The organism is Streptomyces sp. NBC_01433 (assembly GCF_026340105.1).
In the GTDB taxonomy this organism is placed as follows: domain Bacteria; phylum Actinomycetota; class Actinomycetes; order Streptomycetales; family Streptomycetaceae; genus Streptomyces.
Map to the genome: position 1 here is coordinate 1,145,727 of NZ_JAPEPM010000002.1, position 11,545 is coordinate 1,157,271.

8 protein-coding genes are annotated in these 11,545 nt (G+C 70.3%); 3 read left to right on the plus strand and 5 right to left on the minus strand.

Translation table 11 applies throughout. From position 1 onward, the window contains the following. Positions 1-5: 5 nt before the first annotated feature. The 5 genes from OG413_RS32640 to OG413_RS32660 form a co-directional block, all read right to left on the minus strand. Complete coding sequence (locus OG413_RS32640; RefSeq protein WP_266811875.1) at positions 6-2,219, minus strand: right-handed parallel beta-helix repeat-containing protein; 2,214 nt, start codon at positions 2,217-2,219, stop codon at positions 6-8. Then, positions 2,216-3,682, minus strand: a complete 1,467-nt coding sequence (locus OG413_RS32645) for a M1 family metallopeptidase (RefSeq protein ID WP_266811876.1) — start codon at positions 3,680-3,682, stop codon at positions 2,216-2,218. The genes OG413_RS32640 and OG413_RS32645 overlap by 4 nt, the downstream gene beginning before the upstream one ends. Continuing rightward, a complete protein-coding gene (locus OG413_RS32650; protein WP_266811877.1) occupies positions 3,679-5,352 on the minus strand; it encodes an extracellular solute-binding protein in 1,674 nt (557 codons plus the stop codon). Before OG413_RS32650 ends, OG413_RS32645 begins: the two co-directional genes overlap by 4 nt. Positions 5,353-5,397: 45 nt before the next feature. Further along, complete coding sequence (locus OG413_RS32655; protein ID WP_073719926.1) at positions 5,398-6,258, minus strand: carbohydrate ABC transporter permease; 861 nt, start codon at positions 6,256-6,258, stop codon at positions 5,398-5,400. Positions 6,259-6,358: 100 nt separating this feature from the next. Beyond that, the gene (locus OG413_RS32660) at positions 6,359-7,393 is read right to left on the minus strand and encodes a sugar ABC transporter permease (RefSeq protein WP_266811878.1); all 1,035 of its coding nucleotides are present in this window, start codon (positions 7,391-7,393) and stop codon (positions 6,359-6,361) included. A 340-nt stretch (positions 7,394-7,733) separates the two neighbouring features. Here OG413_RS32660 and OG413_RS32665 point away from each other — a divergent pair, with 340 nt between their 5' ends. The 3 genes from OG413_RS32665 (at position 7,734) to OG413_RS32675 (ending at position 11,494) form a co-directional block, all read left to right on the plus strand. Next, positions 7,734-8,720: a hydroxyacid dehydrogenase gene (locus tag OG413_RS32665; RefSeq protein ID WP_266813217.1), complete on the plus strand. Its 987-nt coding sequence runs from the start codon at positions 7,734-7,736 to the stop codon at positions 8,718-8,720. Between the two features lie 62 nt (positions 8,721-8,782). Then, positions 8,783-9,877, plus strand: coding sequence for a LacI family DNA-binding transcriptional regulator (locus OG413_RS32670; RefSeq protein WP_266813219.1), 1,095 nt, complete (start codon positions 8,783-8,785; stop codon positions 9,875-9,877). Positions 9,878-10,111: 234 nt separating this feature from the next. Continuing rightward, entirely contained in the window at positions 10,112-11,494 is a 1,383-nt protein-coding gene (locus OG413_RS32675; RefSeq protein WP_266811879.1) for a M60 family metallopeptidase, read from the plus strand. Positions 11,495-11,545 lie beyond the last annotated feature (51 nt).

Here is an 11,545-nt window from a genome sequence, read left to right on the forward strand (position 1 = left end):
TCGGTTCAGGGGTGGACCAGGACCTGGGAGAGGGCCACCCGTCCGGTGCCCCGGGCCGTGATCTTCACGGTGCGGGTGCCGCTGTCCAGGTCCAGGACGGTCGGGCGCAGGGACTTCCCGCTGACATGGATGGTCCGGTCGTCCGTGATGACGTCGAAGTCCGCCGTCGTGGAGGAGGCGTTGTTCCAGATCTCGATCTGCCGGACGCGCCGCTTCGTGCCGAGGTCGACCTGCCACCAGGCGCCCGCCTCGGCGAGCGTGCGGGTGTCGGTGTTGGTGTCGGCGTCCAGGGCGAGGGCGGCGGTGGCCGCTCCCTCGGTCGAGGACTGGGTCGCCGTGCCGCTGCGGGCCAGGTCGGTGCGCAGCTGCTCGACGCGCCCGCCGTGGGCACCGGCCCGGGAGGCGACGGCGAGTGCGGCGGCCGTCAGCCGGTCGAGCCCGGTGAGGTTGTCCGTCATGACGGACCCGGTGCCGCCGAGGGCGGGGGCCACGGTGTCGGTCCAGTTGCCCCGGGCGGTGTTCCGGATTCCGTAGTCCGCCCAGTTGGAGACCCATTTGTAGCCGATGCGGGTGATGACGTTCCTCTCGACGAGGATGTGCGAGGACTGCTCGTCGAGATAGATGCCGTTGCCGTCGCGTTCGGTGTTGCCGAAGGCGGAACGGTTGATGTAGTTCCCGGACAGGACGGTGCCGGGCTGGGCGCCCTGGGTGTAGATCGCGCCGCCGTCGTGCTGCTCCTGGGCGACTTCCATCACGTCGGTGATGCGGTTGTCCGTCACCTTGTTGTCGCGCAGGACGGACTTCTGGGCCTCGGGCTGGTTCCAGCCCCAGCCGACGGAGATCCCGGAGTACGGCAGGTGTTCCAGGGTGTTGTGGTCGACGGTCAGCTCGGCCTCGTATCCGGCCCAGATGCCCACCGAGTCGGTGTACTCGACGCCGGAGCGGTGGATCGTGTTGTACGAGACGGTGTTCCGCTCCCCCGCGAGGGCCGTGCCGGGCTGCGGCTCGGTGTCGCCGACGTACACCGCGCCGGAGGACAGGTCGGTGAAGGCGGACCGGGTCAGGGTGCTGTCCTTGGTGCCCGCTTCGAGGATCGCGCCCGCTCCGCCGAGGTGGTCGAAGCGCGCGCCGTCGATGCTGACGCGCTGTCCGCCGCGCACCGTGACTGCGGCGGTGGGCTTGGTGTAGTAGCGGCCGGCGTGGTCGACCGGGCCCGTGGCGCCGGTCAGGGTGAGACCGGCCTGCATGCCCGCGTAGCCCTCGTCGGTGCCGGGCTGGCGGTAGGCCGCGTACGCGAATCCGATGCCGCTGACGGCGATGTCGTGGGCGCCGTCCAGGACGAGGAGCTGCTCGGTGTGCGGGGTGACCGCCTGGGCGCGGCGCATGTTCTCGCCCTTGCGCGGCAGGTAGGTGACGGTGCGGGCCTGCGAGTTCCAGGTGAACTCGCCAGGTGTGTCGAGGAGTTCGGGGGCGTTCTCGAAGAAGGCGACACCGCTGTAGCGGGTGGAGTCGACGGTGGTGGAGTCCCAGGCGGGGCCGGTGCGGTCGGTGCCGCTCGCGGAGTTGGTCCAGCAGGGCTGGGCGAAGGTCATGATGTCGCCGCTGATGCCCGCGATGCGGCAGTGGTAGTTGCGCCAGCGGACCCTGACCACGGCCTCTGCGTCGGTGGGGCGCTGCCAGTGGGCGATGCCGGTGGCGTTCGCGCCGGTCATCCCGGTCGTGGTGGCATCGCAGACGGCGGCCGCGCAGGCCTCGCCCCGTGCCCTGACCGCCCGTTCGCCGTCGATGAAGAGCTGGCGCGGGGTGACTCCGGCCGGTACGGACGCGGTCCAGGTGCGGTCGGCGTTGCGCTGCCATCCGGTGAGGTCCCGGCCGCCGGACAGTACGGGGCGGGCGCCGGGGGCCGCGGCCCAGGTGACGGTGCGGCCGTTCTTCCCGGAGTCGTCGACGCCGAGCTTCAGGGGCTCCGCGAGCCGGTACGTACCGCCCCTGAGGAGCACCCGGACGTCCCGGCCGCTCTCGGTGCGGGCGAGGTCCCGGGCGCCTTCGAGGGTGCAGGGGCGGGAGACCGTACAGGAGGTGCCGCGCCCGTCGGGGGCCGCGTACAGCGTGCGGGCGCCGGGGGCGGCCTGGGCGGTGGGGGCGGCGAGGAGCGCGGCGAGGAAGGCGGTGGTGGCGGCTGCGGCGGTTCCTCGCAGGATGTGCGCGGTGCGGTTCACGCGGTGGCCTTCCAGTCGGGGTGGCCGGGCATGGGCGGGTTCACGGCTCCGAAGAGCCAGTCGCGCAGGAACGGGTCGAGCGACTTCCTGCCGATGACCTCGACGGTGTGCCGGATGAAGTCCTCGCTGGAGACGTTGCGGTCCTTGAAGCGCTCGGGCCACAGCCGCATCACCCGGTCGAAGTCCCGGTCGCCGATCCGCCGGCGCAGGGCGTAGAGGACCAGGGCGCCGCCGTCGTAGATGTTGGTCCCGCCGAGCGCCTTGGGCAGGCCGGGCGGGCCGTCCTCGGCGCGGATCGCGTCGAGCTTGCCGTAGGTGGCCTTCATCTTGTCGACGAGGACGGACCAGCCGCGCTCCTCGCCGTACACGGCGGCGTAGTAGACGGCGGGGCCCTCGTTGAGCCAGGCCTGCTGCCAGTCGGCGGGGGTGACCGAGTCGCCCCACCACTGGTGGACCAGCTCGTGGACCATGGTGGTCTCGTAGCCGGGGTGCCCGTCGGCGTTGTGTTTGAACCAGTTGGTGGAGAAGAGGGAGAGGGTCTGGTTCTCCAGGGCGTCGGTGTAGCCGTCGTAGATGTGGACGCCGTAGACGGAGAACGGGTAGCGGCCGAACCTCGCCTCGCACCAGGCCAGATGGTCGGCCGTACGGGCGACGATCGGGGCGTACGTGTCCTCCAGGCCCTGGGGCACGATGTGGCGGAGCGGCAGTCCGCGGTGACCGGTGCCGTACAGGTAGGTGCCCTTGACGACGGCGATGCCGATCAGTTCGGTCGCCATCCGCTCGCGGAGCGCGAAGTGCCAGACGGTGGAGCCGTCGGCGCGCGGTGTCCGGTGCAGCAGTTCGCCGTTGGCGGTGGCGACGAAGCCCTTGGGGGCGCTGATGTGGAAGGTCCAGGTCGCCTTGTCCGACGGGGTGTCGTTGCAGGGCAGGAAGGTGTCGGCGCGGGAGGACTGGGCGGCGGAGGCGAATCCGCCGTCGGTGCCGAACTTCCAGCCGGTGAGACCGAGCCGGGGTGCCTTGCCGTTGCCCCGGTAGCGGACCTCGACGGTGAACGCCTGCCCGTCGCGCAGGGCGCGGGCGGGGGTGACGGTGAGTTCCTGGCCGCTCCGGCCGGCGGTGATCTCCCAGGTGGCCGCCCGCCCCTGGACGGTGATGGCCTCGATGGTGTGGCCGTCGGTGTCCAGGTTGAACGCGGACAGGTCCTGGGTGGCGCGGGCGTTCATCTTCACTGCGGCCGTGAAGTCGTACGTCACCGGGGTGAAGTCGAAGGTGAGGTCGTAGTGGAGGACCTGGTAGCCGCCGTTGCCGAGGGTCGGGAAGAGCGGGTCGCCGACGCCGTCCGAACCGGGCTTAGGGTCGAAGCGGTGCGGGCGTGCCGAGGCGGGCGTACCGAGGACGGGTACGGCCACGGCCGCGGCGACCGCCGCGCCTCCGAGTCTGAGGGCCGAGCGTCGCGTCGTCACTTCTTCCCCTTCTGGAACGCCTCTTCGAACTCGCCGCGGGCCTGCTCGCCGCCCTTGGCCAGGTAGTCCTTGATGAGCCGGTCGTAGGCGGACATGGGCTTGCGGCCCGCGACGATGTCCTTGAGCGCGTCCTGCTTGAGCGAGTAGAGGCTGCCGTAGCCCTTGGAGTCCCAGGTGGGCGAGGAGTACTGGAGCGTCGGGTCCTGCTCCATCATCGGAATCATCCGGGTGAACGCCTCGTGGACGTGGCGGACGCCCTGCTCGGAGTCGGCGCTGTAGATCGCGGGGACGGCCGAGGCCATGAACTTCCACGGCACGGTGACGTCCTGGGTGCCCTGCTTGGTGAGCGTCGGGTTGCCCTTGGCGTCGCGGGTGAAGTCGGTTCCCTCGACGCCGTAGTTGATGAGGGTGTACTCCTGGCTGCCGAAGGGCGAGGCGGCGAAGTCGGCCAGTGCCAGGACCTGCCGGACCCGCTCGCCGGAGGCCTTCTTCAGATGGGTGTTCTCCAGCTTGACGTTGTCCATCCAGGCGACGGCTCCGGTGCCGAACGGGACGAAGGGCCGCGGGTCGTACGTCTTGTCGATCGCCTTCATGGCGGCGACGTAGCCGACGCCGGGCGCCAGGTAGGTGGGCATGCCGTCGTAGACGTACGCCCCCTTGCCGTTCTTGAACATGTCCGTGTACTGGGCCTTCTGCGCCCCGGACATCTGGAGGGTGCCCGGGTAGTAGCAGCCCGCCTTGTACAGCGAGCGGGCCGTCTCGATGGCGAGCCGGTATTCGGGGGTCTCCAGGTCGATGGTGAACTTCCCCGTCTTCGCGTCCATCCGCCAGGCGTACGGCGCGCCCGCCGACATCGCGAGGACGTTGTTGGCACCCGCGATGATCGCGTACTGGTCCTTCTTGGGGCGGGTCAGTTCCTTGCACGCCTCGACGAACCGGTCCAGGCCGGTGATCTGGTCGAGGCTCGTGATGCCGATCTCCTCGAAGAGGTCGTGGCGGTAGAAGCCGGCGCCGCCGGTGCCGGTGCGGGCGATCGGGACACCGTAGAGCTTGCCGCCGAAGATGGCGGCCTGCCAGGCGCCCTTCGGGATCGCGGCGAGGTTCGGGTAGTCCTTGATCTTGTCCCCGGCCAGGTACGGGGTCAGGTCGGCGCACTTGGCCTGGAGGAAGGCGGACTTGTTGTCGACGCCACCGACCTCGGGGTACATGAAGAGGTCGGGCAGGCTGTCGCTGGCCACCATCGTGGAGAACTTGGTGCCGTAGTCGTCGGCGGGGACGGCGGTGATGTTCACCTCGCCGCCGAGGAGCTTCTCGATGCTCTGCCAGGCGGCGTTCTTGGCCCGCGCGGGCGGCGGCGGCGAGAAGGTCTCCATGGTCGCGCTGATCGGTGCAGCCCCCTTGAGCGGGGTGTTCTTCGTCGCGCGCAGCGGCTTGGCCGGGTAGCCGAAGAAGCCCTGCGGCACTCCGGCGGCGGTACCGGCCAGGTCGGGCTTGAGGCCGATGTTGCGGATCGCCGTGGTGGGCAGCAGCGAGGCGCTCTTGGCCTCCGCCTTGGCCACGGTGCCGCCGTCGCCGCAGGCGGCGAGCAGCGGGGCGGCGGCCAGCCCGAGACCGAGGCCCGCTCCCATGCGGAACAGGGATCTGCGGTTGATGGGGGTGGAGCTCGACACGGAATCTCCTTGGGTGAAGGGAGGAAAAGGCCGGGAAGGTCGCGTTCAGCCCTTGATGGCGCCGGTGAGCACGCCCTTGGTGAAGTAGCGCTGGAGGAAGGGGTAGACGAGCAGGATCGGCACGACGGCGATCACGAGGACGGCCATCTGTACGGCCTGCTGCGGGGCGAGGGCCTCACCGGCCGAGGCGCTGTTGAGGCTCTGGCCCTGGAGGACATAGGTCCGCAGCACCATGGGCAGCGGCCACTTGTCGGAGTCGTTGAGATACAGGAGCGCGTTGAAGAACGCGTTCCAGTACGTCACGGCGTAGAAGAGGCTGATCACGGCGAGGACGGCCTTGGACAGCGGCAGGACGATCCGCACGAGGATGCGGAAGTCCCCGGCGCCGTCGACCTTCGCGGCGTCGTACAGCTCCTCCGGCAGGTTCATGAAGAAGGAGCGCAGGACGACCAGGTTGAAGGCGCTGACCAGGGTGGGCATGACGAGCGCCGCGTAGGTGTCGTACAGCCCCAGGCCCTTGATCAGGAGGAAGTTGGGGATGATGCCCGCGTTGAAGAGCATCGTGAACAGCGCGATCATCAGGATGAAGCGGGAGCCGGTGACGTCGCGGCGGGAGAGCCCGTAGGCCATGCCGACCGTGACGAGCAGGCTGGCCAGGGTGCCGACGAGGGTGATGCCGATGCTGACGAACAGCGCCCGGGTGACGACGCCGCCGGTGAAGATGGTGCGGTAGGCGTCGAGGGTGGGGTGGTCGGGCCACAGGACGAGGCCGGTGGAGCGGATGATGTCGCTCTGCGAGGCGAAGCTCGTGCCGATGACGCCGAGCAGCGGATAGGCGACGGCGGCGACCACGACGACGATGGCGAGGCCCTTGGCGAACTGGCCGAGCCGGGTGGGCCGTTCCATCCATGGCGGCCGGCCGTCGGACTTCGCACTCCGCGCGGTACGGGTGGGTCGGAGGGTCTTCTTCGCCGGTGCCGTGGGGACGGGCTTGGCGGGCGGCTTCTCAGCGGTCAGCACCGCGGTACACCCCTTCGTGGCCGAGGCGGTGGGCGAACTTGTTGGCGCCCAGGACGAGTGCGGTACCGATGACCGCCTTGACGAGTCCGACGGCGGCGGCGACGCCCCAGTCGTTGTCCTTGATGCCGTGGTAGTAGACGTAGGTGTCCAGGACTTCACCGGCGTCCGGGCCGACCGCGTCGCGCTGGAGCAGGATCTGCTCGAAGCCGACGGAGAGGATCTGCCCGAGGTTGAGGATGAGCAGCAGGATCAGGACCGGGGCGATGCCGGGCAGGGTGACGTGCCAGAGCCGTCGCCGGGATCCCGCGCCGTCGATGGCGGCGGCCTCGTACTGCTGCTTGTCGATGTTCAGCAGGGCGGCCAGGATGATGATCGTGCCCCAGCCGGCGTCCTTCCAGGCCACCTGGAGGGTGAGCAGCCAGGGGAAGACGTCGGGGTCGCTCATCATGTCGTAGCGCGGGAGCCCCAGTTGTCCCAGGACGTCGGGCAGGAGCCCGGCGCCGCCCAGGATCTGCTGGAAGATCGAGACGATGATGACCCAGCCGATGAAGTGCGGCAGGTAGACGACGCTCTGTACGAAGCGCCGCAGCCGCTCGCTGACGATGCTGTTGAGCAGCAGGGCCAGGGCGATCGGGATGGGGAAGAAGAACACCAGCTGGACGAGGGCGATCTCCAGGGTGTTGAAGGTCGCGGACCAGAAGGCCGCGTCACCGAACGCCGCCGTGAAGTTGGCGAAGCCGACCCAGACGCTGTGCATGTAGCCGAGGTAGGGCTGGTAGTCCTGGAACGCCACCACGTACCCGAGCAGCGGGATGTAGTGGAAGACGATGAAGTACAGCAGACCGGGCAGCGTCAGCAGAAGCATCACCCGGTCCCGCTTGAGGCGCTGCCGGAGCGTCAGGCGGTGCGGTACGGGGGCCGGCCGCCCGGCGGGCGAGGCGTTCGACGGTGCGGGTTCTTCGGCCTCCTTCCGCCGTTTTGACCGCTTCTGCCGCGGCAGCGGGGGTGCTGTTTCAGCCATGGTGCGTCCTGTTCGGCTGGGTGGCGCGTGGTGAGCCTTCTGCCGCCGCAAGTTAGTAAGCGGTTAACCCATAGGTCAAGAGATCTGAGAGAAAGCCCGCGATACGGGATCATCACGAGATCAATTCTGTGGGCACAGAACCCCTAAATCCCCTACCAAATAGGGCAATCGACAGGGACTGTCGCTTGACGCTCGACCATCCAGGTCCTTAGCGTGCCGGTCATTCCATAGAACGCGATTACTGTCCGGAGGCAGGGTGCGAACCACCGAAGAGGCACCGGCTCGGTCCGATGCCGATGCCGCGACACCGCCCCCCGAGCGGCCGCGCACGGTCCTGGTCATGAGCCCCGGGCTGCTGGACGACGTCTTCCCACCACCCGTACGGGCCCGGCTGGAGGAGACCGCCGACCTGCACAACCCCGCGGTGATCAGCGAGTTCGACTCGGCACAGGCCGCGGAGGCGCTGGCCGGGGCGGAGGTGCTGCTGACCGGCTGGGGCTGCCCGCCGGTGGACGCCGCGCTGCTGGACCGGGCGGCCCGGCTGCGGGCCGTGATCCACGCGGCGGGCACGGTGAAGACGTTCCTGTCGCCCGACGCCTTCGACCGCGGCATCGTCGTCTCCTCGGCGGCGGCGGCCAACGCCGTACCGGTCGCGGAGTACACGCTCGCCGCGATCATCATGGGCGCCAAGCGGGTCTTCCCGCTGGCCGAGCTGTTCCGCTCCCGGCGCACCCACCGCACCGGCGCCGACCTGGACCGGCAGCACTGGCTCGGCACGCACGGGCTGACCATCGGCGTCGTCGGTGCCTCCAGGATCGGCCGCCGCGTCATCGAACTGCTCCGGGTGCTGGACGCCGACGTGCTCCTGTACGACCCCTACGTCGGTCCGGCCGAGGCGGAGCTGCTCGGCGTCACCCCGGCCGACCTGGACACCCTGGTGGCGACGAGCGACGTGGTCACCGTGCACGCCCCGGACACCCCGGAGACCCGCGGGCTGATCGACGCCCGCCGGATCGGCCTGATGCGCCCCGGCACCCTGCTGGTCAACACCGCGCGCGGCCCGCTGGTGGACACCGAGGCGCTGACCGGACACCTGGTCAACGGACGCCTCGACGCGGTCCTGGACGTCACCTCCCCCGAACCGCTGCCGCCCGGCCACCCCCTGTGGGACCTGCCGAACGTCTTCATCACCCCGCACCTGGCGGGCGCCCAGGGCAATGAGGTCGGGCGCCTGGGCGCACTCGCCGTCGACGAACTGGCCCGGTACGCGGCCGGATCGCCCTTCGCCCACCCGGTGCACCGGGCCGACCTGGGGAGGATCGCATGAACCCCACCGGCGCACAGGCTCTAGGCTCGGCGTCACACAACAGCCAGCAGGGGGTGAGCCGGATGCGCCGGCAGAGCACGGCCGCGGACGGACAGCGGCGGGCGACGGTCACCGATGTGGCACGGCGCGCGGACGTCTCCACGGCAACCGTCTCCCGGGTCCTGAACCGCAACTACCCGGTGGCCGAGGCCACTCGGGTGCGGGTCGAGGCCGCCATGCGCGACCTCGGCTATGTGGTCAACGCCCATGCCCGCGCGCTGGCCGGGGTCTCCAACCGCACCGTCGGCATCATCGTCAACGAGGTCATCGACCCGTTCTACGCCTACATCGCCCGGGGTGTGGAGCGCGAGGCCGCGCTCGGCGGCCGGCTCTGCCTGGTCTGCTGCACCCAGGGCGACCCGCAGCGCGAGCTGGCCTTCATCGACCTGATGCACGAGCGCCGCGCGGACGCGGTGGTGGTGGTCGGCGGCAGCATCGCCGACCGCGGCTACACCTCCGAACTGGCCCGCCGGGCACGGGAGCTGGACGCGGGCGGATCCAAACTGGTGCTGTGCGGCAGACCGCCGCTGGACGAGCCCGCGCCGACCGTGGCGGTCGAGTACGACAACGAGGGCGGCGCCTTCGCCATCACCGACCATCTCCTGACGCAGGGTCATGAGCGGGTCCTCTACCTGGGCGGCCCGCCCAAGCTCTCCACCACCCGCGACCGGCTGGCCGGGCATCTGCGGGCCCTGGAGCTGCGCGGCGTGCCGCGGGACCCGGACCTGGAGCAGCCCGGCGCGTTCAGCCGTAACTTCGGCTTCCGGAGGATGAGCGAACTCCTTCGGGAGGGACTGGACTTCACGGCCGTCTTCGCCGCCAACGACATGGTGGCGGCGGGTGCCGCGCAGGCCCTTGAGGAGGCCGGGCTGCGGGTGCCCAAGGACGTCTCCCTGGTGGGGTACGACGACATCCCGGTCGCCCAGGAGCTGCGGCCCCGGCTGACCACGGTCCACGTACCGCTGGAGGAGATGGGCCGGCAGGCGGTGCGCCTCGCGGTCTCCGGCGGGGACGACGACGACTGGCGCGAGCCGACGACGGGCGCGCTGCGACTCGGCACCCACATCGTGGTACGCGATTCCGTGGCGCCGAGGGCGGGACGAAGCGGTCGGGCGTGACCGGTTACCGGACGTCGGGGCCCTGTCAGCCATAGTAAATCGTAGTAACTTCCCGACTCCCCTTGCGGCTTCATAGCAACCGCTTACATGCTGACGGCGGGTTCACCACCCCCGCACGCTTTGGCCCCTCACTCATTTCTGCAGGGAGAGTTCCGCATGCGCTTCTCCACTTCAGCCGCTTCAGCCGCTTCAGCCACCACAGGTACCACGGCTGCCACGGATGCCACCGCTGCCATGGATGCCACCACGGCCGCCGCAGCCGCCCCCATCGGCCGTCGTTCCGTCCTCGCCGCGGCGGCAGGCGCCGGGGCCCTGGCCGCACTCGGCGCCGCTGCCGCCCCGGCTTCCGCCCGCGGTTACGCGACCGGCCACGGCTCCGCGCCTGCGACCGCCCACCGTCCGGTCGGGGTGGCCGTGACCGCCCGCCCCGCCGCCGAGGCCGAGCGGCTGCGTCTCGCGCAGGCCCTGCGCGGCAGCGAGTTCACGCCCACCGGCCGCTATGTACCGCCCGGCGCCCCGCTGAGCCTCACCGTCCAGCCGCACGACGGCCCCGTGCCCACACTCTGGATCGGCGCCTGGGACTACTACGGCGAGATCAAGGAACCCCGCCGCTATCCCCTCACGGCGGGCGCGAACACCGTGACCGACCCGCACGGCGGCCCGGTCTACCTCACCCTCGCCGGAGACGGCGAGCGGGCGGGCGTGGTGTTCCGGTCCGGCTCGTCCGCCATGCCCGTCTTCACCCTGGGAAGCACCCGGGAGGCCGAGTACCAGAGGCAGTTGGACACCCTGACGGCCTCTCCGTACGTCGAGCTCCACGCACCGCACACGATCATGACGCTCACCCGCGAGGGCGCGCTGTTGTACCGCGGTGAGGACCACGCCGCCCTGCTGCGGCTGGTCGAGCAGATCATCGACTCGGCCGCCCGGATCAGCGGTCTCGACGGTTCGATGCCGGTCCACCGGCGCAAGGCGGGGCCGTACCACTTCACCGAGGTCAGCAAGGTCCCCACCGGCGTCGGCGCCTACGCGACGCACGGGTACAACGGCTTCCCGCGCGCCTACCTCGACCGGGCGACCACCGTGGAGGGCCTGCGCACCCGCGGCTGGGGGCTCTACCACGAGCTCGGCCACCTCCATCAGCAGATGGCGTACAAGCCGGGCGGCCTCACCGAGGTCACGGTGAACATCTACTCGCTGGCCGCCCAGCGCGCCCTGAAACAGCCCTCCAACCTCCTCACCGTCGACCCGGTGACCGGGCTCACCGCCTTCCAGACGTCGCGGGCCAAGTTCGGCACGGCCGGGCTGACCTATGAGAAGTCCTTCGGCGCCTACGAGAAGCTCGTCCCGCTCCGGCAGCTCGAACTGGCCTTCGGCGACGACTTCTGGCCCCGGCTGCACCGACTGGTGCGCGAGGAGAACCCGCAGTCCGACTACACGGAGAACGCCAGGCGCTACCGGGCACTGGCCACCTACTCCAGCCGCGTCGCGGGCCACGACCTCACCGACTTCTTCATCAGCACCTGGGCGTTCCCGATCGACGCCACCGGGAAGGCCGAGCTGGCCGCGCTGAACCTGCCGAAGCCGCCCGTCGACCCGAGCACCCTCAGCGACTGACCGCTCGGAAGAGAAGCGGAAGAGAAGCGGAAGAGAAGCAGACAAGGAACC

Coding starts and splice junctions, on each gene's coding strand:
- OG413_RS32655 (WP_073719926.1), bottom strand. CDS start 6,258: ATGGAACGGCCCACCCGGCTCGGCCAGTTCGCCAAGGGCCTCGCCATC.
- OG413_RS32660 (WP_266811878.1), bottom strand. CDS start 7,393: ATGGCTGAAACAGCACCCCCGCTGCCGCGGCAGAAGCGGTCAAAACGG.
- OG413_RS32665 (WP_266813217.1), top strand. CDS start 7,734: ATGAGCCCCGGGCTGCTGGACGACGTCTTCCCACCACCCGTACGGGCC.
- OG413_RS32670 (WP_266813219.1), top strand. CDS start 8,783: ATGCGCCGGCAGAGCACGGCCGCGGACGGACAGCGGCGGGCGACGGTC.
- OG413_RS32675 (WP_266811879.1), top strand. CDS start 10,112: ATGGATGCCACCACGGCCGCCGCAGCCGCCCCCATCGGCCGTCGTTCC.